This is a genomic window from Arthrobacter glycogeni (assembly GCF_054510815.1).
Window position 1 is genome coordinate 88,052 of the sequence record NZ_JBTNDV010000010.1, and the last position, 19,801, is coordinate 107,852.

The 19,801-nt window shown below is 66.6% G+C and carries 18 protein-coding genes; 15 read left to right on the forward strand and 3 right to left on the reverse strand.

The window, feature by feature from the left end; all coding sequences use genetic code 11:
• Positions 1-193: 193 nt before the first annotated feature.
• The 11 genes from ACX80G_RS11880 (at position 194) to ACX80G_RS11930 (ending at position 11,919) form a co-directional block, all read left to right on the forward strand.
• Positions 194-1,477 carry an HNH endonuclease gene (locus tag ACX80G_RS11880; protein ID WP_459307913.1) on the forward strand — a complete coding sequence of 428 codons (1,284 nt, stop codon included), beginning with the start codon at positions 194-196 and terminating at the stop codon, positions 1,475-1,477.
• A 102-nt stretch (positions 1,478-1,579) separates the two neighbouring features.
• Positions 1,580-1,876, forward strand: a complete 297-nt coding sequence (gene gatC / locus ACX80G_RS11885; RefSeq protein WP_459307850.1) for an Asp-tRNA(Asn)/Glu-tRNA(Gln) amidotransferase subunit GatC — start codon at positions 1,580-1,582, stop codon at positions 1,874-1,876.
• A gap of 3 nt (positions 1,877-1,879) precedes the next feature.
• Positions 1,880-3,409 carry an Asp-tRNA(Asn)/Glu-tRNA(Gln) amidotransferase subunit GatA gene (gatA, locus tag ACX80G_RS11890; protein WP_459307851.1) on the forward strand — a complete coding sequence of 510 codons (1,530 nt, stop codon included), beginning with the start codon at positions 1,880-1,882 and terminating at the stop codon, positions 3,407-3,409.
• Positions 3,410-3,411: 2 nt separating this feature from the next.
• Positions 3,412-4,920 carry an Asp-tRNA(Asn)/Glu-tRNA(Gln) amidotransferase subunit GatB gene (gatB, locus tag ACX80G_RS11895; protein WP_459307914.1) on the forward strand — a complete coding sequence of 503 codons (1,509 nt, stop codon included), beginning with the start codon at positions 3,412-3,414 and terminating at the stop codon, positions 4,918-4,920.
• 27 nt (positions 4,921-4,947) lie between these two features.
• Positions 4,948-5,895 carry an aminoglycoside phosphotransferase family protein gene (locus ACX80G_RS11900; RefSeq protein WP_459307852.1) on the forward strand — a complete coding sequence of 316 codons (948 nt, stop codon included), beginning with the start codon at positions 4,948-4,950 and terminating at the stop codon, positions 5,893-5,895.
• A gap of 19 nt (positions 5,896-5,914) precedes the next feature.
• A complete protein-coding gene (locus tag ACX80G_RS11905; protein WP_459307853.1) occupies positions 5,915-6,646 on the forward strand; it encodes a hypothetical protein in 732 nt (243 codons plus the stop codon).
• 129 nt (positions 6,647-6,775) lie between these two features.
• Complete coding sequence (tdh, locus tag ACX80G_RS11910; protein WP_459307854.1) at positions 6,776-7,819, forward strand: L-threonine 3-dehydrogenase, zinc-binding type; 1,044 nt, start codon at positions 6,776-6,778, stop codon at positions 7,817-7,819.
• Between the two features lie 11 nt (positions 7,820-7,830).
• The gene (kbl, locus tag ACX80G_RS11915) at positions 7,831-9,033 is read left to right on the forward strand and encodes a glycine C-acetyltransferase (protein WP_459307855.1); all 1,203 of its coding nucleotides are present in this window, start codon (positions 7,831-7,833) and stop codon (positions 9,031-9,033) included.
• A 43-nt stretch (positions 9,034-9,076) separates the two neighbouring features.
• Positions 9,077-10,150 carry an NAD(P)/FAD-dependent oxidoreductase gene (locus ACX80G_RS11920; protein ID WP_459307856.1) on the forward strand — a complete coding sequence of 358 codons (1,074 nt, stop codon included), beginning with the start codon at positions 9,077-9,079 and terminating at the stop codon, positions 10,148-10,150.
• An 87-nt stretch (positions 10,151-10,237) separates the two neighbouring features.
• Positions 10,238-10,720 carry a cation:proton antiporter regulatory subunit gene (locus tag ACX80G_RS11925; RefSeq protein ID WP_459307857.1) on the forward strand — a complete coding sequence of 161 codons (483 nt, stop codon included), beginning with the start codon at positions 10,238-10,240 and terminating at the stop codon, positions 10,718-10,720.
• Positions 10,721-10,728: 8 nt separating this feature from the next.
• Positions 10,729-11,919: a cation:proton antiporter gene (locus ACX80G_RS11930; RefSeq protein ID WP_459307858.1), complete on the forward strand. Its 1,191-nt coding sequence runs from the start codon at positions 10,729-10,731 to the stop codon at positions 11,917-11,919.
• Between the two features lie 25 nt (positions 11,920-11,944).
• Here ACX80G_RS11930 and ACX80G_RS11935 read toward each other — a convergent pair whose 3' ends face one another.
• Positions 11,945-12,769, reverse strand: a complete 825-nt coding sequence (locus ACX80G_RS11935) for a siderophore-interacting protein (protein WP_459307859.1) — start codon at positions 12,767-12,769, stop codon at positions 11,945-11,947.
• Positions 12,770-12,956: 187 nt separating this feature from the next.
• On the opposite strand from ACX80G_RS11935, the gene ACX80G_RS11940 reads away from it, so the two are divergent.
• Together ACX80G_RS11940 and ACX80G_RS11945 are read left to right on the forward strand one after the other, a co-directional pair.
• Positions 12,957-13,502: an AMIN-like domain-containing (lipo)protein gene (locus tag ACX80G_RS11940; protein WP_459307915.1), complete on the forward strand. Its 546-nt coding sequence runs from the start codon at positions 12,957-12,959 to the stop codon at positions 13,500-13,502.
• Between the two features lie 55 nt (positions 13,503-13,557).
• Entirely contained in the window at positions 13,558-14,289 is a 732-nt protein-coding gene (locus tag ACX80G_RS11945) for a DsbA family protein (protein WP_459307860.1), read from the forward strand.
• Between the two features lie 8 nt (positions 14,290-14,297).
• Here ACX80G_RS11945 and ACX80G_RS11950 read toward each other — a convergent pair whose 3' ends face one another.
• Together ACX80G_RS11950 and hutH are read right to left on the reverse strand one after the other, a co-directional pair.
• Positions 14,298-15,611 carry a DUF2252 domain-containing protein gene (locus ACX80G_RS11950; protein WP_459307861.1) on the reverse strand — a complete coding sequence of 438 codons (1,314 nt, stop codon included), beginning with the start codon at positions 15,609-15,611 and terminating at the stop codon, positions 14,298-14,300.
• Between the two features lie 58 nt (positions 15,612-15,669).
• The gene (hutH, locus tag ACX80G_RS11955) at positions 15,670-17,247 is read right to left on the reverse strand and encodes a histidine ammonia-lyase (RefSeq protein WP_459307862.1); all 1,578 of its coding nucleotides are present in this window, start codon (positions 17,245-17,247) and stop codon (positions 15,670-15,672) included.
• A 109-nt stretch (positions 17,248-17,356) separates the two neighbouring features.
• On the opposite strand from hutH, the gene ACX80G_RS11960 reads away from it, so the two are divergent.
• Together ACX80G_RS11960 and hutU are read left to right on the forward strand one after the other, a co-directional pair.
• Entirely contained in the window at positions 17,357-18,067 is a 711-nt protein-coding gene (locus tag ACX80G_RS11960; RefSeq protein ID WP_459307863.1) for an IclR family transcriptional regulator, read from the forward strand.
• Positions 18,064-19,758, forward strand: a complete 1,695-nt coding sequence (hutU, locus tag ACX80G_RS11965; RefSeq protein WP_459307864.1) for a urocanate hydratase — start codon at positions 18,064-18,066, stop codon at positions 19,756-19,758. Before ACX80G_RS11960 ends, hutU begins: the two co-directional genes overlap by 4 nt.
• Positions 19,759-19,801: the final 43 nt, after the last annotated feature.

The window sequence follows — 19,801 nt, forward strand, 5'->3', positions numbered from 1 at the left end:
TTGAGGTATGGACGGAAGCGCAGCTCCAGCATTGATCCGGAAGGGATTTCCCCTCCCGGGGACGGCTCAGCGTGGAGCATTTAGTGCCGGGTCCGGCACTGTTCCGGGGTCCTACCGTGTTCCGGGGGTTGGTTCTGTGGCTGATGGTGGGATCCGGGTGGTGCTCGACGCTTTGAAGGCACTGAGGCCGGCCATGAGCTCCGCGGGGTTGATTGATCAGCTCCGTGGCTTGGAGGATCTCAAATCCGCTATTGCGGGGGTGCAGGCCCGGATCGCTGTCGCCTTCGACGTTTCCGAACGTCAAATCCAGGCCGACGCCGGGGTACCCGCGACGGAGCAAGGTAACAGTGTTGGCGCGCTGGTCGCGTTGGCGCGGCGGGAGTCCCCGTCCCGCGGCAGCCGGCTGCTCGGGTTGGCCCGGGCACTGGTGACGGAGATGCCGCATACGTTGGCGGCCCTGGAGACCGGCCAGCTCAATGAGTGGCGGGCGACCCTGTTGGTGAAGGAAACCGCGTGCCTTACCAGTGCCGACCGGTCCGCGGTCGATGAGGAACTCCACCCCGATGCGGGGACGTTCACCGGGTGCGGAGACAAGACGATCATCGCGGCGGCTCGGGCTGCCGCGTACCGGCGGGATCCACACTCGGTGGTGAACCGGGCCGCCCACGCCACCAGCGAACGATTCGTCAGTATCCGGCCGGCACCGGACACCATGGCGTACCTGACCGCGTTGTTGCCGGTGAAGAACGCCGTCGCGGCCTACGCGGCGTTGACCCGGCACGCCGATACCGCCCGGGCGGGCGGGGACACCCGGTCCCGGGGGCAGTTGATGGCCGACACCCTGGTCGAACGGATCACCGGGACCCCCGGTGGTGTGTCCCGGGTCGAACTGCAGGTCATCATCACCGACCGGACCCTGCTCCAAGGCGACAGCGAACCCGCCAGGATCCCCGGTTACGGCATCGTCCCCTCCTCCTGGGCACGGGACCTCCTGAACCCCGAACCCACCCAGCCCGCTGAACCTGCTGAAGCCTTTGAGACGGGGCGTCCCGCCTTCGACGTGTGGGTGCGCCGCCTCTACACCGCACCGGGTACCGGGGAGCTGGTCGGCATGGATTCGAAAGCCCGGCTTTTCACCCGGGCGCAACGCCGGTTCATTAGCGCCCGGGACGATACCTGTCGCACCCCGTATTGTGACGCGCCGATCCGCCACTACGACCACATCATCCCCTGGCACCGCGGCGGACCCACCTCCATTCCGAATTCGGCGGGGCTCTGCGAGGCATGCAACCACACCAAAGAAACCCCCGGCTGGACAGCACAACCACGCCTCGAACCCGACTCAGGCACAGGCACAGGTTCTCGGCACACCTTCCGCATCACCACCCCCACCGGCCACACCTACAACTCAACCGCACCACCCCTACCCGGAACAGAGCACAGGGCCCCGGACCACACCGTCACAGCCGTCACCTGAGGTCTTGGACAGGCCTGTCCTCCACGTCATGGCCGAATCGGTCGGGGCGTGCACCGCACGTAGACTGGAACCAAACACCACTTCATTGACCATGGGAGATTTATGGCTGAGATCAACCGTGAGGACGTTGCGCATCTGGCGCGGCTGGCCCACATCGATATGAGCGCCGACGAGCTGGACCGGATGGCTGGCGAGCTGGCCGTCATCGTCGACTCCATCAAGCGGGTCAGTGAGGTGGCAGGCGAGGATATCCCGGCCACCAGCCACCCTATCCCGCTGAGCAATGTGTACCGCGAGGACGTGATCGGGGAGACCCTCACCAATGAGGAAGCCCTTTCCGGCGCACCCGATAACGCCGACGGACGCTTCAAGGTCCCTGCAATCCTGGACGGGGAATAACCCATGACTGAACTCATTCGGCTCAGCGCGGCAGCACTCGCGCAGAAACTCGCCGCCAGGGAAATCTCGGCGGTCGAAGCGACCCAGGCCCACCTCGACCGCATCGCTCTGGTTGATGGTGGCGACGACGGCGTTCACGCTTTCCTGCACGTCAACACCGACGAGGCTCTCGCTGTCGCCGCCGGCGTTGACAAGGCCCGCGCCAACTCGGAGGACCTCCACCCGCTAGCTGGTGTCCCGATTGCCGTCAAGGACCTCATCGTCACCAAGGGCCAGCCCACCACTGCCGGTTCAAAGATTCTTGAGGGCTGGCACAGCCCCTACGACGCCACCGTGATCCGCAAGCTCCGCGCCGCGGGGATGCCCATCCTCGGCAAGACCAACCTGGACGAGTTCGCCATGGGCTCCTCCACCGAGCACTCCGCGTACGGACCCACCCGTAACCCCTGGGATCTGGACCGCATCCCGGGCGGATCGGGCGGTGGCTCTGCTGCCGCCGTCGCCGCCTTCGAAGCGCCCCTCGCTCTGGGCACCGACACCGGCGGTTCCATCCGCCAGCCCGGTGCTGTGACCGGAACCGTGGGTGTGAAGCCCACCTACGGTGGAGTCTCCCGGTACGGCGCGATCGCGATGGCGTCCTCGCTGGACCAGATTGGCCCCGTGTCGCGGACCGTCCTGGACTCGGCGTTGCTGCACGAGGTCATCGGCGGCCACGATCCCAACGATTCCACCTCCCTGACCGACCCGCTCGGCGCACTCGTCGAGGCCGCCCGACTGGGCAACGTCGAGGGCATGCGGATTGGCGTCATCAAGGAACTGCAAGGCGAGGGCTACCAGACCGGTGTCCTGACCCGCTTCCAGGAGTCGCTGGACCTGCTTCGCGGTGCGGGCGCCGAAATCGTTGAGGTCTCCTGCCCCAATTTCGACTACGCGTTGGGCGCCTACTACCTGATCATGCCTTCTGAGGCGTCGTCGAACCTCGCCAAGTACGACGGCGTCCGGTTTGGCCTGCGGGTAGTGCCCGACGGCGCACCCACCATCGAACGCGTCATGGGCGCCACCCGCGCCGCAGGGTTCGGTGACGAGGTCAAACGCCGGATCATCCTCGGCACCTACGCGTTGAGCGCTGGCTACTACGACGCCTACTACGGGTCGGCACAGAAGGTCCGCACCCTGATCCAGCGCGACTTCGAGGCTGCGTTCACGCAGGCCGACGTCCTGATCTCCCCGACGGCGCCGACGACGGCGTTCAAGCTGGGGGAGAAGCTCGACGACCCGCTGGCCATGTACCTGAACGACGTCGCCACCATCCCCGCCAACATGGCGGGCGTACCGGGGCTGTCCCTGCCCGGCGGCCTCGCCGACGAGGACGGGCTGCCAGTCGGCATCCAACTGCTGGCTCCGGCCCGCGAGGATGCCCGGCTGTACCGGGTGGGGGCGGTGCTCGAATCGCTGCTCGAAGCCAGCTGGGGCGGTCCGCTGCTGGACCGGGCGCCCGACCTGACCCGTACTGCAGGAGGAACTGACTCATGAGCATGGCAACCGAAGACATCCTGACCTTCGAGGAAGCCCTCGACAAGTACGATCCGGTGCTGGGCTTCGAGGTCCACGTGGAGCTGAACACGAAGACCAAAATGTTCTCTTCGGCGCCCAACGCCTTCGGCGACACCCCCAACACCAATGTGACCCCTGTGGATCTGGGCCTGCCCGGCGTGCTCCCGGTGGTGAACCGGGTGGCCGTCGAATCCTCCATCAAGATCGGGTTGGCACTGGGCTGCAAGATCGCCGAGAAGTGCTACTTCGCCCGAAAGAACTACTTCTACCCGGACACCCCCAAGAACTTCCAGACCTCCCAGTTCGAGGACCCGATCGCCTACGACGGGTCGATCGACATTGAGTTGGCCGACGGCACCGTGTTCACCATCGAGATTGAACGCGCCCACATGGAAGAAGACGCCGGCAAGTTGACCCACATGGGTGGCTCCACCGGCCGGATCCAGGGCGCCGAATTCTCCCTGGTGGACTACAACCGGTCCGGTGTTCCGCTGGTGGAAATCGTCACCAAGCCGATCGTCGGGGCTGGCGCCCGGGCACCCGAACTGGCCAAGGCCTACGTGGCGGCGATCCGGGAGATCGTGAAGAACCTGGGCGTGTCCGACGCCAAAATGGAGCGCGGAAACGTCCGCTGCGACGCCAACGTCTCCCTGAAGCCCAAGGGGCAGGAGAGGTTCGGCACCCGTACCGAGACCAAGAACGTGAACTCGTTGCGCGCCGTGGAGCACGCGGTCCGGTACGAGATTCAACGCCACGCAGCGGTGCTCGATTCCGGGACGGCCATCGTCCAGGAAACCCGGCACTGGCATGAGGACACCCGCTCGACGACGTCGGGCCGCCCCAAGTCCGACGCCGACGACTACCGCTACTTCCCGGAACCCGATCTGGTGCCCATCGTCACCACCGAAGAATGGATCGAGCGGCTCCGCGCGGAACTTCCCGAGCCACCGGCCGAACGCCGTAAGCGGCTGCAGCAGGACTGGGGTTATTCCGACGCCGAGTTCCGCGACGTCGTCAACGCCGGCGTGATGTCCTCCATCGAGGACACCATCGCCGCCGGAGTGAAGCCCGCCGTCGCCCGGAAATGGTGGATGGGCGAGATTTCCCGCCGCGCGAAGGTGGCCGACGTCGAGCCGTCCGAGCTGGGTGTTACCCCCGAACTGATCGTCGAGCTGAACTCGCTGATCGAGTCCGGCAAGATCAACGACAAGCTCTCGCGGGAGGTGCTCGACGGCGTCCTCGCCGGGGAAGGCACCGCCACCGAGGTGGTTGAGGCCCGTGGGCTGGAGGTCGTGTCCGACGACGGCCCGCTGCTTGAGGCGATCGACGCGGCACTGGCGGCCCAGCCCGACGTCGCGGACAAGATACGTGGCGGCAAGGTGCAGGCGGTCGGAGCGATCGTGGGCGGCGTCATGAAGGCGACCCGAGGCCAGGCCGATGCTGGCCGGGTGCGGGAACTGATCCTGCAGCGCCTCGGCGTCGAAGGCTAGCACCCAGGTCACTGGAAAGGACAGCTCGTGGCGAACAGGCCGGCCGCCGAGGTGCGCATCACCGCGGACCTGGTCCGCAGTCTGCTGCGTGCGCAGCACCCGGACCTCGCCGACCTGCCGCTCGAGCCCGTCGCCGAGGGATGGGACAACGTGATCTTCCGTGTCGGCAGCCACCTCGCAGTGAGGTTGCCCCGCCGCGAGAGCGCTGCCGACCTGGCCCTCAATGAGCAACGATGGCTTCCGCAACTGCTGGCCGCCGCCGGCCCGGGGATTTTATCGCCCGGGCCGGCCCTCCGCGTCGCCTCGGTACCGGTGCGGATCGGGGCGTCGTCGTCGTCCTACCCCTGGCCCTGGAGTATCAACGCCTGGGCGGACGGCACCGCCGCCACCCACATCCCCGTCGCGGACCGGGCTCCCGCGGCCGGGGACCTCGCCGACTTCGTGCTGGCCTTCCAGCAGCCGGCACCAGCAGACGCTCCCCGAAACCCGGTACGCGGCGGAGCGCTCAGCGGCCGCGACCGGGCCGTCCAACAGCGGCTCGACGCCCTTCCGCCGCCCACCGCCGAATCCCTGCGGACCCTGTGGCAGGAACTCCGGGACCAGTCAGGGTGGGACGGGCCGCCCCTGTGGCTGCACGGGGACCTCCACGCGGCAAACCTGGTGCTCGGTTCCGGACGGAAGCTCAGCGCGGTCCTCGACTTCGGCGACCTCACTGGCGGCGACCCCGCCACCGACCTTGCCGCGGCCTGGCTGGTGTTCGACCGGCACGGTCGCCGGGTCTTCCAGAACCGCATCAATACTGCGCGTACCACCGCCGACGCCACCTGGCAGCGCGCCCGCGGCTGGGCACTATGCATCGGGGCAGCGCTGGCCGTGAACTCCGATGATGACCCGGTGTTCAGGACAATGGGCCAGCAGGTGCTGCGCTCGGTCCTGGCGGATCACGGGACCCGGCTCACGGGTGGTGTCCGCTGACATGGGGCAATGGACTCATTTGACCCGCGTCCAGACCGAGGGCGACAACCACATCATGGAGGACGCCTGCGGGTATCGGGGCAACGCCGCCTGGATGATCGACGGCGCCACCTCACTCCTTGAGGAGATCGACCTGCCGGGCGCCTCCAACCCGTCGTGGTATGCGCAGGTCCTCAACCTGGCGCTGGCGGAGAGCGTTGGCCCTGCCGATCCCCGCGCTGTGCTGGCCGCCGCCCTGACCCGTGTTGATGCCCTGGGGCAGCGGCTGGTAGGAGATCGATCAGATCGGTTCCCCAGCGCCGCGGTTTCGGTGGTGACAGCCGACGACGACGGCGTACGGGTGCTCAGCCTCGCCGACTGTCATGTCGTGGCACGCCGCCACGACGGGAGCTGGGTACATGTGGGGACCCCCATCAGCGAGCCCACCGCGACGATTGCCGACCACCAGCAGGCACGACGGGACCGCAACACCGAGCACGGCGTGTGGGTAGCACGGCGGGAACCCGAGGCGGCGCAGCGCGCGCACCTGGTCAACGTAGGGCTGGCGCACACCGTGGTGCTGGCATCTGATGGCGCGTGGCGGGCCGTCGATCTGGGTCTGGTTTCGGGGGCCGAGGCATTTCTTGAAGCGGTCAGCACGCCCGAAGGAGCACAGGAGCTCATGCTGACGCTGCGTATCGCCCAGCAGGAGATCGGCGAGGCGGCGGACGACGCGTCGGTGATGTGTCTCGCCCTGCAGAACGCAGAATGAGCCCCGGCCGACCCGGCCTTGCCCGGCTGCTACGCTGGCGAAGGTGTCACAGCACCATGATGACTGAACTGCACGCGCCGGGGCGTACCACGCCGATCCGCCGCGTGCGGGTGGAAGGAACCCCCAGCAGTGAAGGCGCTCTACAAGTCCGGGCCGCACCCCGGTTTCGAATTGGTTGACCGGCCCGAACCCACGCCTGGGCTCGGTGAGGTCAAGATCCGCGTGATGACCACCGGGATTTGCGGCACCGATCTTCATATCGAATCCTGGGATCAGTGGGCCGCAGGGATTATCAACGCCCCGCTCATTCCCGGCCATGAGTTCTACGGCGAAGTCGTTGACCTTGGGTCGGGCGTGCAAGACGTCAAAGTGGGGGACAGGGTCTCCGGCGAGGGCCACATCGTCTGCGGCACCTGCCGGAATTGCCGTGCGGGCCGCCGTCAGATGTGCATCAGGACCGTGAGTGTCGGAGTGCAGCGAGACGGAGCGTTCGCCGAGTTCGTGGTGATCCCTGAACCCAACGTCTGGGTCCACCCCGCCGGCATCAGCCCCGAATTGGGCGCTGTTTTCGACCCTTTCGGCAACGCAGTCCACACCGCCCTGAGCTTCCCCCTCGTCGGCGAGGACGTGCTGATTACCGGCGCCGGCCCGATCGGACTGATGGCAGCCGCCGTCGCCCGCCATGCCGGAGCCCGCTATATTGCGGTCACTGACGTCTTCCAGCCACGGCTGGATCTGGCCCTGACCGTCGGCGCCGACCTGGCAGTGAACGTGGGCTCCACCCGGATCGCTGATGCCCAGCGGCAGCTCGGCATGCGGGAAGGGTTCGACGTCGGGATGGAGATGTCCGGCCACCCCACCGCCCTGCCCGAAATGATTGACAACATGAACCACGGCGGTAGGATCGCGATGCTCGGGCTGCCTTCGGCCGACATCACCATCGACTGGGCCAAGGTGGTCACCCATATGCTCACCCTCAAGGGCATCTACGGGCGCGAGATGTTCGAAACCTGGTACGCCATGAGCGCGATGCTGCAGTCCAACCCCGTCCTGCAGCAGGCGATCTCCAGTGTTGTTACGGATACGCTGCCCGCGTCGCAGTGGCAGCAGGGGTTCACCACAGCACGTCACGGGGCCAGCGGCAAAGTAGTCCTCGACTGGACCGGATTCTAAGGAGCAACGCTATGTATACGAGTATTCAGGATCAGCTCACCCAGGAGCTGGACGGCATCCGCAGCGCCGGCCTGTTCAAGAACGAGCGGCGGATCTCCTCACCGCAGTCCAACCTCATCCAGGCGGCGACGCTCGACGGCGAACCCCGGCGGGTGCTGAACTTCTGCGCCAACAACTACCTGGGGCTGGCCGATCATCCGGACATCATCTCCGCCGCCAAGCGGGCGCTCGATGAGCGCGGATTTGGCATGGCGTCGGTCCGGTTTATCTGCGGCACCCAGGACCTTCATCTGGAACTCGAAGCCAGGGTGTCGAAGTTCCTCGGTACCGATGACACCATCCTGTTCTCCTCCTGCTTCGACGCGAACGGCGGGGTATTCGAATCCCTGCTGACCGCGGACGACGCGGTGATTTCCGATGCGCTGAACCACGCCTCGATCATCGACGGTATTCGCTTGTCCAAGGCCCAGCGCTACCGGTACGCCAACCGCGACATGACCGATCTGGAGGTGAAGCTCAAGGAGGCCGCGGGAGCGCGCCGCACCCTGATCGTCACCGACGGGGTGTTCTCGATGGACGGGTACCTCGCCCCGCTGGAAGCCATTTGTGACCTCGCCGACCAGTACGGCGCGATGGTCATGGTGGATGACTCGCATGCGGTCGGATTCATGGGGGAGACCGGCGCCGGAACGCCCGAGCACGCCGGGGTGTCAGGCCGGGTCGACATCTACACAGGTACCTTCGGGAAGGCACTGGGCGGGGCCTCCGGCGGCTACGTCGCAGCGCACGCCGAGATCGTTGCCCTGTTGCGCCAGCGCGCCCGGCCGTACCTGTTCTCGAACTCCCTGGCGCCGTCGATCGTCGCGGCCACCCTCACGGCCTTGGACCTGGTCCAGAACAGCGCCGATCTGAGGGCGAAGCTCGGGGGCAACTCGGCATTCTTCCGTCGCCGCATGACCGAGGAAGGCTTCGACCTGCTCGACGGCGAGCACGCCATCATTCCCGTGATGTTCGGCGACGCGGCGCAGGCAGCCAAAACCGCCGACGCCATGTTGGAACGCGGCGTGTTTGTGACGGCCTTCAGCTTCCCGGTGGTGCCCCGCGGTGCCGCCCGGATCCGGGTGCAGCTGTCCGCCGCGCACAGTGCCGACGACGTCGAAGCGTGTGTCCAAGCCTTCATCGGTGCCCGCCAGGACGTCGCCGCCGCCGGCTGACCTTCCCGCCCCGCCTACCACTTCTGGCGGGTAGGCTGCTGGCATGGCACTCAACGCTGACGTTCTTATCGTGGGTGGCGGTATTGCCGGGCTGTCCCTCGCGTCGCGGCTCGCCGGATCCTGCACAGTGGTCCTGGTCGAAGCCGAACAGGACCTCGCCTATCACGCCTCAGCCCGGTCGGCCCGGCAACTTATTCCCAGCTACGGGCCACCCGCGGTGCAGCAGCTCACCACCCTCACCCTCGACCTGCTCCATGCCACCGAGGAGGAACACGGCCTTCAGCTCCTCACACCCCGCAGTTTCATGTTGGTCGGGACCCAGCAGGATGTCACTGACCGCTCCAGCGGCGCGATGACCGCCATCGGTGCCGAGGATGCCCTGGCATTGTGTCCCCAGCTCCGCCCCGAAACCTTCACCGCGGCGGGGATTGACAGCACCTCGGTGGGGCTGGACTCCGACGCCCTGATCGCCCACCATCGACGGCGGGCGCTCGACGACGGCGCCACCATTCTCACGGCCGCCCGGGTCCACTCGGCCCAACGGTTGCGGACCGGGTGGAGCGTCGGTGCCGGCGCGCACGCCATCCACGCAGCCGTTGTCGTCAATGCCGCCGGCGCGTGGGCCGACGAGCTCGCAGTGATCTCGGGCGTGGAGATCCAGGGGCTACGACCCTACCGCCGGACTGCCGCCGTCGTACACCTGACCGACGAACTGGCGCCGGGGACACCGATGGTCGCCGCCGCCGACGACAGTTTCTACTTCCGGCGTGAGGGGGCGGGGGCACTGGTCTCGCCGTGCGAGTCCGTGCCGAGCATACCCGAGGATGCCCAGCCTCACCCGGCCGATCTGGCGGCACTGCTGCGCCGACTGAACGACGCCACCACGCTGGGGATCACGTCAATCGATCGCGCCTGGACCGGGCTGCGCACCTCGACGAAGGTGGGCCTACCGGTGATCGGATTTGACCCGGAGGCTGAAGGCTTTTTCTGGTTGGCGGGCCAGGGCGGCTACGGCTTCCAGACGTCGTCGGGGATTGCCGAGCTGGCGGCGACCCTGATCCTTGAGGAAGAGACCAGCGACCCGGACCTCTGCAGTTCCCTGCAACCGTGGCACTAGCACCCTCCCGATCCGGCGGCACCAAACCCGGGCGGCGCCGCCGACACCCGGAGCACCTCCGCCCAGGACAGGTCTAGAGTTAACGCTATGAAGGTCGATAAGACGCCGCTGCCAGGCATCGGCATGCGCAAAGATATTGTCACGTCCTCGGGGAGGCGCATTGGCACCATCACGCAGCGTGATGGTGAGACGGCGCTGATTATTTCACGCCAGGACGACCCCGACGCCTGCCTGGTGTCGATTCCGCTGACCGCCGACGAGGCAGCGACGCTCGGCAACCTGCTCGGCGCCCACCAGCTGGTGGCACAGCTGACCGAAGAACACCGTGACCTTCCCGGGGTGAACACCCGCCAGTTCCTGATTACCGGCGGCTCGCCCTTCGACGGCTACCGGCTTGGTGATACCAGGATGCGGACCCGCACCGGCGCGTCGGTGGTGGCTGCCCTGCGAGAAGGCAAGGTGGAGCCGTCACCCGCGCCGGATTTCACCCTGCTGGCCGGTGACCTTCTGGTCGCCGTCGGAACAGCCGATGGGCTGGACGCAGCCGCAGAAATCCTCAGCGGCGGCTGAGGGTCGGTTTGGAGTCCGGCAGCGCGCTGACACTGATCGAACTGGGGGCCGTGTTCTTTTGTCTCGGCATCCTCGGGCGCCTCGCCGGACGGGTCGGGCTTTCCCCGATTCCCCTCTACCTTCTGGGCGGTCTCTTTTTCGGGAACGGCGGTCTGATCGAGCTGGATGGGCTGGACGAATTCAGCGAGATCGCCAGCGAGATCGGTGTGATCCTGCTGCTGCTCATGCTGGGCCTAGAATACACGGCCAAGGAGCTGGTGACCGGTCTCCGACAGTCCTGGCTTGCTGGCGTCCTGGACATTGTTCTGAACTTCACGCCCGGTGCCGTTGTCGCCCTCCTTTTGGGGTGGGGGCCGGTCGGGGCCATGGTGATGGGCGGCGTGACGTACATTTCGTCGTCGGGAATTGTGGCCAAGGTCCTGACCGATCTCGGGCGGTTGGGTAACCGGGAAACCCCTGTCGTCCTGTCGCTGCTGGTGTTCGAAGACCTGGCGATGGCCGTCTATCTGCCCATCCTGACCACGGTCCTCGCGGGGGCCAGTTTTATCGGGGGAATGCAGGCGGTCGGCATCTCGCTCGTCGTCGTCACCGTGGTGCTGGTCATCGCCCTGCGGTTCGGCAACGTGGTCTCGGCGGTGGTGGACAGCAAGGACCGGGAGGTTTTCCTTCTCACCGTGCTCGGCGCGGCGCTGCTGGTGGCGGGCGTCGCCGCAGCGATGCAGGTGTCGGCGGCGGTCGGCGCGTTCCTGCTCGGAATTGCGATCTCGGGAGCCACCGCCACTACCGCCACCCGGATCCTCGAACCGCTGCGGGACCTCTTCGCCGCAATTTTCTTCGTGGTGTTCGGCCTGAACACCGACCCGGCGACCATTCCCCCGGTGCTCGGTATCGCTCTGTTCCTCGCCCTCATCACGTCGGCCACCAAGATCGGTACGGGCTGGTGGGCGGCACGGCGTCACGGGGTGGGCCGGTTGGGTCGGGCACGGGCAGGCGTCGCCCTGATCGCCCGCGGCGAATTTTCGATAGTGATTGCCGGGCTGGCGGTGGCATCCGGGGCCGTGACCGGCGAGCTGGCGGCGCTCGCCACCGCCTATGTGCTGCTCACGGCGGTGCTCGGTCCGGTCGCCGCGCGGCTGGTCGAGCCCGCGATGGGTTTGCTGCGGCGCAAACCCCGCCCCGAGCCGCTTCCCGCCACCTGACCAAGCCGTTCACCGTGCGGACCGTTCAGTCAAGGATTCTGCCGACGGGCTCCTTCTTTTCGGCCTGAAACCGGTCCTCGGTGCGTCCGTGGGCCCAATAGCCAGAGAGTGACACCTGACCGCGGTCCAGGCCGCGCTCAGTGAAGAAGACGTCCCGGAGCCGCTTCATGGCCTCCCGCTCGCCGTGGGCGAAAACCTGGACCCGCCCGCTGCGCCACTGTCCCTGCCGGACCGCGGCGCCGAGCAGGGTCCCCGCGACGGCCCCCCGGCGGTACAGCCAGACGAGGTCAACCCCCGGCGGGGCGACCAGGTCGTGACGATCCGACTCGGTTTCCACCTCAAGGAAAGCCAGCCCGACGGCGTCGCTGCTGAGCGACTCAAGGGCCGAGGCCACGGCTGGCAACGCGGACTCATCGGCCGCGAACAGGTGCCAGTCGGCGCTTCCGTCGGGGGAGTACCCGCCGCCGGGGCCCGTCACCACCAGGGCGTCGCCCGGCCTTGCGGAGGCCGCCCACGGTCCGGCGAGCCCGTCGTCGCCATGCACCACGAAGTCGATGGCCAACCGCTGCGCGGCGTAGTCCACCCAGCGGAGCGTATACGTCCGGGTGACGGGCAGGTCGGCGGGGTCAAGCGTCTCGCTCAGGGCCAGATGATCGTACGGCGGGATGAGTCCCAGCCCGGGTTTGGCGAAGTGGAGCTTCACATACCGGTCGGTGAAATCGTTGCGTCCGAACGTGGCGAACCCGGTGCCGCCCGCCACTACCCGCACCATGGCAGGGGTGAGCCACTCGGTGCTCTGAACGGTCAGAATGGTTTGCGGTTTGGGCTTCCGGACGGGGGCAACACTCACGGATTGATCTCCTTTGGCTGGAATATCCAAGGTTAGCAACGGGGCAGCGGATCGGCGTTCCCTTCACCGGGCGCCGCTGGCTGAGCCTCCGTAACGGTTCGGCTCCAGAGTTGCTTTGACCGGATCCTTGACCCCCAGATCGCCTTATCATTTATCTATCCAATCCACAACCCTTGAGAGGTGCATGATGAAAAAGATAGGGGCGCTGCTGGCAGCATTCCTGCTGGTGTTGGGCCTGGGACTGGTCGTCCCGAGCTCCGCCGCAGCGGCGCCGTATTGCGGGATCACCTGGGGATCCCAGGTTAAGGTCAGCTCGTCGACGACGAGCGCTCCGGTGACCAACGTGCGGGCAGGACAACATCCTTGCTTCGACCGGATGGTCGTCGACATTCGCGGCAAGGGGGCCGGGTACCGGGTGGAGTACGTCAGCGTGGTCAGGGCCGACGGGTCAGGGCAGGTGATTCCGCTCCGCGGAGGCGCCTTCCTCCGGGTGATCGTGAAGGCACCGAGCTACGACAGGTTCGGCAATGCCACCTACCGGCCAGCCAACCCCAAAGAGCTGGTCAATCTCGCCGGGTACACCACCTTCCGTCAACTGGCTTCTGCCGGCAGCTTTGAGGGCCAGTCGACCTTCGGGCTTGGCGTCCGGGCCCGTCTGCCTTTCAGGACATTCACCCTTGATGGTCCGGGCACTGCCTCCAGGCTGGTGATAGATGTAGCCCACCGCTGGTAAGTGCAGGGCGTAGCTCTTGGTTGACCCGCGCGCAGAGACACTTTAGCGTTGGGGCGTGAGCGACGCCGACATCAACTTCTATTTCGACCCCGTCTGCCCTTTCGCCTGGATGACCAGTAAATGGGTCCGCCAGGTGATGGGCCAGAAGGACTATGCCGTTGAGTGGAAATTCATCTCACTCCGGCTGATCAACTCTCACATCGACTATGCCTCCCACTTCCCGCCGGAGTACGAGGCCGGGCACACCGCGGGGCTCCGGCTGCTCAGGATTGCTGCCCATGCCCGCGCCGAGCACGGGCCGGAGGCGGTGGGAGCGTTCTATGCGGCGTGCGGCAAGCACATCTTCGAATCGGATCCGGTTCCCGACGACGACGATCCCGTGCTCGACCGCCGTGGCACCCGCGCGTTCGCTGAACAGATCCTGGCCAGCGCTGGCCTGCCTGCCGGACTCGCTGCCGCGCTCGACGATGCAGGGTTCGACGAGACGATCCAGTCTGAAAGTGATGAAGCCCTGGCCCTCACTGGCAAGGATGTTGGCACCCCGATCATCCACTTCAAGCCGCCGACTGGGGTGGCGTTTTTCGGCCCGGTCATCAGCCGGCTCCCCAGCGATGATGAGGCAGTGCCGCTGTGGGATCACGTCGTAGGGCTGGCTGGCTTCGCTGGGTTCGCCGAACTGAAGCGCAGCCTCAGGGAGCGTCCGCAACTCCCGGCCCTGGGTGTCCCTGCCGGTGATGCTGGCGTTCAGGAAGACTGGCACGGCGGCAGTCGCCGGACCAAGAGGTAGCCAGCGGCTTAGGTCGAGGCGACTCCGGCGATCCGGTTCTCGCGGAACGCTTCGATGAACAGGGCGTGGTCAGCCCTGACCCGGGCGGCGTAGTCCACCGAGAAATCAATGATGTCGGCGATGAACTCATCCCGTCTACCCGAGACCACCCTGATGATTGCCTCTTCCGTCTGGAACGGGACCAGGTCCTGGTCGCTGTCCTGGTCTGAGGCGCAATGGATCTTGGCCGTTGCCCGCCCCAGATCTTTGAGGACCGGCTCAATTTCCGAGGGTTCGGTCAGTTCTCCCCAGCGGAGGTCCAGTTTGTAAGGGGAGAGCTCATCCACCACAAATCCCACCCCGTCGATGGTGGTGTAGCCGAGGAACGTGTCAGTGTGGACCTGCAATGACCGTTGGCTGATGACCGTACGGTGTCCGTCGTGCTTGAAATACTGCCGGACCCGTTCATCGGTGACCACCCTGCTGGGCGCCGCGATGTTGCCCTGCTTGATGGAGAGCACAATGTCGTTTTCCTGCGCCTCGTTGTAACCCTCAATCAGCACGTTGTAGGCGGGCAGCCCCGCACTGCCAATTCCGAACCCCGTGCTGCCCACGATGTCCTTGACGGCATAGAAGACCTCTCGGGATGACTTTACCGTCTCCGGAATGGTGGTCAGATATAGCTCAAAGGCCTCAAGGACTGCGGCATGCTCAGTGTTGTCCAATCGCCGGGTCAGCGGCCCGTCGCGGAAATGACGCCTATGCTCCTCAGTGGTGGTCATCGCATCAAGGAGATTGGTGCGTCGGGCCGATCGCGCGGCCTGGAGCATTCCATGGATGGTTCCCGTGGTGTTGTCGAGCCGCAACGCGAAGTCACTTCCACCGTCGCTCGCGTAGGAGTCCACCTGGTCCAGATAGGACGTGAGATAGGTGCGGGCCAGGCTGCGCACCGCTTCTTCGGGTAGCGCTTTCTGCCAGCACATGAGGGCCAACGAGGTGACGAAACGGCGCAGATCCCAGGAAAAATGGCCAAGATAGGCTTCATCGAAATCGTTGATGTCGAACGCCAGGGAACCGGTGCTGCTCATATAGGTTCCGAAGTTTTCAGCGTGCAGATCCCCATGAATCCATACCCGCGCCGTCGACTCGTCCGCCCAGGCATCCGTCAGGGCCTCCATATCGGCGTAGAAAATGCACGCACTGCCCCGATAGAAAGCAAACGGGTCGGCCGCCATCTTGCGGAATTTGGTCCTGAATCCGTGCGGGTCCGCTGTCATCAGCGGCTTGAACGCCGTGACCAGTGATTCGGTGATCAGGGTTTCACGGTCGGTCGTGTCTGACATGTCGCAAGTCTAGTCCGATCTGCTCGACGGCGATCCCCAAACGATCCCGCGGCGATTCCTAGGCGAGCGCGTCGCCCAACGCACCCTGCACGACAGTGAGAAGTGACCCGTTGTCCACGAGGACACGGACCGCCTCAATCTCGGGTGCCAGATACCGGTCGGCGCCGGGGCCCTTGACCACCTCGCGGACCGCCGCCCGTGCCGCGTGCAGTCCGACAGCGCTGCGGGAGGTGGCCAGACCGCCGTCGCGCATGTCCAGTGCCCGCGCCGCGGTAAGGATCTCGATGGCCAGCACCCGGGTCAGCCCGTCCAGTGCGCGGCGGAGTTTGAGTCCAGCCGACCAGCCCATCGAGACGTGATCCTCCTGCATGGCCGAGGATGGGATGGAATCGACAGACGCCGGATTGGCCAGCCGTTTGAGCTCCGACACGATCGCCGCCTGCGTGTACTGGGCGATCATGTGACCCGAATCGACACCCGGATCGTGCGCCAGGAACGGGTTCAGCCCGTGGCTGCGCGCCTTATCCAGGAAACGATCCGTCCGGCGCTCACTCATGGAAGCGACGTCGGCGACGGCGATCGCCAGAAAGTCCAGTGCGTACCCCACCGGGGCCCCGTGGAAATTGCCGTTGGACTCCACCCTGCCGTCGATGGTGACCACCGGGTTGTCGATTGCCGATCCGAGCTCGATCGCCGCAACGGATTCTACGTAGGCAAGCGTGGACCGCGCCGCGCCGTGCACCTGCGGGGCGCAGCGCAGAGAATAGGCGTCCTGCACCCGGGTGCTCCGGTGCGCACTGAGCTCACTCGCCGAATGCTCCTGGATCAGCGGCGACCCGTCGAGGAGGCGGCGGATGTTCGCAGCGGAGGAGAGTTGGCCTGGATGCGGGCGGAGGGCGTGGATATCTTCGGCAAACACGCCGTCAGTTCCCAGCAGCCCCTCAACGCTCATCGCGGCGGCAAGGTCGGCGGTCCGAAGCAGACGGCCGAGATCGGCGGAAGCCATGATCAACATGCCCAGCATGCCGTCGGTGCCGTTGATCAGCGCCAGGCCTTCCTTTTCGCGGAGCTCCACCGCAGTGATCCCGGCCGCTGCGAGCGCCTCGCCTGCGGGCATCAGGACGCCGTCGACGTCGCGCACCTCACCTTCACCCATCAGCGCCAGCGCCACGTGGGACAGCGGGGCCAGATCGCCCGAGCAGCCCAGCGAACCGTACTCTCCGATCATGGGGGTGATGCCGGCATTGAGGAGGGCCGCGTAGGTCTGGGCCACGAGCGGGCGGACGCCGGTGCGGCCGGTCGCCATCGTCGACAGCCGGCCGAGCATCAAGCCGCGCACCACCTCCCGGTCCACCTCGGCGCCGGAAGACGCGGCGTGGCTGCGGATCAGGCTGCGCTGCAGCTGGGTGCGCTGCTCGATGGGGATGTGGGTGGTGGCCAGGGCGCCAAAACCGGTGGAGACGCCGTAGTGCGGGGTCGAATCGTTCACCAGATCCTCGATCACCCGCCGGGACGCTTCCATCGCGACGATGGACTCCCCGAGGATTTCCACCCGTACGCCATGCCGTGCCACTGCGACGACGTCGTCGGGCCGGAGGGCGCCGACGCCCACATCAACGGTCGGAGTGCTGCCCACTTGGGACCCGCTTTCACAAGAAGTCTTGCCAATGAATGAAAAGAGCGTTTCAATAAGTGAAATGCATGACGTCCCGCAATGCAAGACCTCCATGAGAAGGAGCCGCCAGATGGCCGACGCATCGACCCGCACCGTTGAACGCGCGCTGCTCCTGCTGGGCGCCGTCTGCGACCGGGGCGCGGTGACCCTCGCCGACGCCGCCCGCGATGCGTCGCTCTCGGCGTCGACGGCACTGCGGCTACTGCGCACCCTCGAGTCCACCGGTTTCGTCAGGAAGGACGACGACGGCTACCGTCCCGGAATGCGCATCGTCCAGCTCGGGGCCCAGGCGCTCAGCCACGAGTCGCTGGTCTCCCTGGCGGGTGCCGCACTGGACCGGCTGGTCGATGAGACGGGGGAGTCCGCCTACCTCAACGTCCCCGCCGACGACGGCCACGGCATCTACATCGCCGTGCGCGAGGGCACCCACTCCGTCAGACACACCAGCTGGGTGGGACGCCGTATCCCCCTGACCGGCACCGCCGCAGGCAACGTCCTAGCCGGTGAGGCGCCCGCCTGCGGGTATGTGGTGGTCCGCAACGGCATCGAACCGGACGTCACCGCCGTCGCCGCGCCGGTGATGATCGGCGACCGGATTGCCGCCTCGCTCAGCGTGGTGGTCCCCAGCTATCGGATCAGCGAACCGCAGGCCGAAACCCTTGGCCGACTCGTCGCCGCCGAAGCTCTCAGCATCCTGAATTCAACGACCAGCAACATCCCCGCCACCGGACCCGGCGACACCAGCCCGGGCCACGCCGACACCCTGGGAGCATCCGCATGAGCAAGCCGTTTACCCAACACGATCCGACCCGTTCCATCCGGGCGGCCCGCGGCACCACCCTCACCGCCAAGAGCTGGCAGACCGAAGCGCCGCTGCGCATGCTCATGAACAACCTCGACCCTGAGGTGGCCGAACGCCCCGAGGACCTCGTGGTGTACGGGGGCACCGGCCGGGCGGCCCGCAGCTGGGAAGCCTACGACGCGATTGTCCGTTCCCTGGAGGACCTTGAGGACGACGAGACGCTGCTCGTGCAGTCCGGGAAGCCGGTGGGTATCTTCCGCACCCACACGTGGGCGCCGCGGGTGCTCCTCGCCAACTCCAACCTGGTGGGGGACTGGGCCACCTGGCCCGAATTCCGCAAGCTCGAGGCCGAAGGCCTGATGATGTACGGGCAGATGACCGCCGGCTCGTGGATCTACATCGGCACCCAGGGCATCCTGCAGGGCACCTACGAAACGTTCGCCGCGATCGCCCGCAAACTTGGCAAGTCACCGACCGCCACCCTCGCCGGCACCCTGACCCTGACCGCCGGGTGTGGAGGCATGGGTGGCGCCCAGCCGCTCGCCGTCACACTGAATGGGGGTGCGGTGCTGATTGTCGACGTCGACCGGACCCGCCTCGAACGCCGCGCAGCCAAACGCTACCTCGACGTCGTCGCCACCGATCTTGAGGACGGCCTCCGCCAGGTGCTGGCCGCCAAGGAGGAGCAGCGCGCACTGTCGGTCGGTGTCGTCGGGAACGCCGCGGAGATCTTCCCCGAATTGCTGCGCCGCCATCTGGCCGGGCAGCTCACCATCGACATCGTCACCGACCAGACCTCGGCCCACGACCCGCTGAGCTACCTGCCCGAGGGCGTCGCGCTGGACGAATGGGACCGGGAGGCCAAGGGCGATCCCGACGGGTTCACCAAGAAGGCGCAGACCTCAATGGCCCACCACGTGGAAGCGATGGTTGGCTTCCAGGACGCCGGCGCTGAGGTCTTCGACTACGGCAATTCGATCCGGGACGAGGCCCGCCAGGGCGGGTACGCGCGGGCCTTCGAGTTCCCCGGTTTCGTTCCGGCCTACATCCGGCCGCTGTTCTGCGAGGGGATGGGCCCGTTCCGGTGGGTGGCGCTCTCCGGCGACCCCGCCGACATCGCCGTCACCGACGCGGCGCTGAAGGAACTGTTCCCCGAGAACGAGCACCTGCACCGGTGGCTTGACGCGGCCGGTGACCTGGTCGAGTTTGAGGGCCTTCCGGCGCGGATCTGCTGGCTCGGGTACGGCGACCGGGCCAAAGCCGGGCTGATGTTCAACAAGCTGGTGGCCGACGGCAAAGTGTCGGCGCCGATCGTGATCGGACGCGACCATCTCGATTCCGGGTCGGTGGCGTCGCCCTACCGGGAGACCGAGGCGATGGCCGACGGGTCCGACGCCGTCGCCGACTGGCCACTGCTCAACGCTCTGCTGAATACCTCGTCAGGCGCCACCTGGGTGTCCATCCACCACGGGGGTGGGGTGGGCATCGGCCGGTCCATCCACGCCGGACAGGTGTCGGTGGCCGATGGCACCGACCTCGCCGCCGAGAAGCTGGAACGGCTGCTCACCAACGACCCCGGCATGGGCGTCATCCGCCACGTTGACGCCGGCTACGACAGGGCGTCCGAGGTTGCCGCGGAGCGCGGGGTCCGGATCCCCATGACAGACTGACTCATCTGGGGTGGCCGCTTCCGCGGCCACGTGCCGGCTCGAC

Bases quoted from the DNA above. Each gene is read 5' to 3' on its own strand.
- ACX80G_RS11880 (WP_459307913.1), top strand. From the start codon at position 194: ATGAGCTCCGCGGGGTTGATTGATCAGCTCCGTGGCTTGGAGGATCTC.
- gatC (WP_459307850.1), top strand. From the start codon at position 1,580: ATGGCTGAGATCAACCGTGAGGACGTTGCGCATCTGGCGCGGCTGGCC.
- gatA (WP_459307851.1), top strand. From the start codon at position 1,880: ATGACTGAACTCATTCGGCTCAGCGCGGCAGCACTCGCGCAGAAACTC.
- gatB (WP_459307914.1), top strand. From the start codon at position 3,412: ATGGCAACCGAAGACATCCTGACCTTCGAGGAAGCCCTCGACAAGTAC.
- kbl (WP_459307855.1), top strand. From the start codon at position 7,831: ATGTATACGAGTATTCAGGATCAGCTCACCCAGGAGCTGGACGGCATC.
- ACX80G_RS11920 (WP_459307856.1), top strand. From the start codon at position 9,077: ATGGCACTCAACGCTGACGTTCTTATCGTGGGTGGCGGTATTGCCGGG.
- ACX80G_RS11925 (WP_459307857.1), top strand. From the start codon at position 10,238: ATGAAGGTCGATAAGACGCCGCTGCCAGGCATCGGCATGCGCAAAGAT.
- ACX80G_RS11940 (WP_459307915.1), top strand. From the start codon at position 12,957: ATGAAAAAGATAGGGGCGCTGCTGGCAGCATTCCTGCTGGTGTTGGGC.
- ACX80G_RS11950 (WP_459307861.1), bottom strand. From the start codon at position 15,611: ATGTCAGACACGACCGACCGTGAAACCCTGATCACCGAATCACTGGTC.
- ACX80G_RS11960 (WP_459307863.1), top strand. From the start codon at position 17,357: ATGGCCGACGCATCGACCCGCACCGTTGAACGCGCGCTGCTCCTGCTG.
- hutU (WP_459307864.1), top strand. From the start codon at position 18,064: ATGAGCAAGCCGTTTACCCAACACGATCCGACCCGTTCCATCCGGGCG.